General features: G+C 61.0%; 1 protein-coding gene and 1 pseudogene. Both read right to left on the bottom strand.

Annotation, left to right across the window (positions count from 1 at the left end):
* Positions 1–355: pseudogene (locus tag AC1DRJ_RS29260) on the bottom strand (glycosyltransferase family 39 protein); the annotation flags it as partial.
* Positions 356–506: 151 nt separating this feature from the next.
* A partial coding sequence (locus tag AC1DRJ_RS29265; protein WP_477805196.1) for a TolC family protein occupies positions 507–1,044 on the bottom strand: 538 nt, incomplete at its 5' end.

The raw sequence follows: 1,044 nt of genomic DNA on the forward strand, positions 1-1,044 counted from the left end.
ACACCGTGGCGATTCCGGGCAGAGCGCTGAGGCAGCGGATCGAGAAAATGCCGTCGCCGAACAGCTCGATCCAGCCATGCAACAGCACGAAATACAGCGGAGGGTGCACATCACGGGCGGCATGCACCCAAATTTCAGCCACTGAGTAGTGGCTCATCAGCAGGCTAGACCCTTCGTCACCCCAGATGGCCGACGCCGTCAGATCGTAGAAACGCACCAGGGCCGCCAACGCCAGAATCAGCAATAGCCGGTGTTCCTGCGCCCACCGTAACCATCGCTGTACAACAGCCCAGCCACCGGGCACAGCGTGCGGTTCCTGAGTGCCGCCAAGCGATGTTTCTCTGCGCGCTTGCATTGCCTCCCCCCGCATCTGGCCCGAGATCACGAAGCTTATGGATCACTGTAAGACGGTGCAGGTTCTGCGTCGATGCTGGCTTTACGACCAGCGACACCAGTAACGTATCTCCCTGAGGAACGAATGGTGGCTATGCACAAGGCGCCCGCCATCAAGCCGGATTATTGGTAGCGGCGCTTGCCACCGGATACACCGACTCCCATCCCCCGCCCAAAGCCTTGTACAACCCCACCATCGCTAGCGATACCCCGGTCGAACTCTCCACAAACTGTTCCTGGGTCGCCAACAACGCACCTTGCACCGTCAGCACGTTGACGAAGTCCACCACGCCTTCGATGTATTGCTGCTGCGCGGTGCGCAGGGCGATCTGGTTTTGGCGGACGGCTTCGGCGAGGCTGTCGCGACGCATTTGACGGGCGTTGTAGGCGGTCAGTTGATCGTCGATTTCATGCCAGGCGCGCAACACGGTTTGCCGGTAGGCGATGGCGGCTTCCTGCTGCTGGGCTTCGCGCAAGTTCAGCACGCCGCGCAAACGGCCGCCGTCAAACAGCGGCAGGCTGAATTGCGGGCCGATGCCGAACGAACGCGAACCCCAGGAACCAAAATCGCTGAGCTGCATGGCTTGTGAGCCCACGACGCCCGACAGCGTTATCCTCGGATAGAAGTCCCCCTTGGCCACACCGATACTC

The organism is Pseudomonas sp. P5_B2 (genome assembly GCF_056400445.1).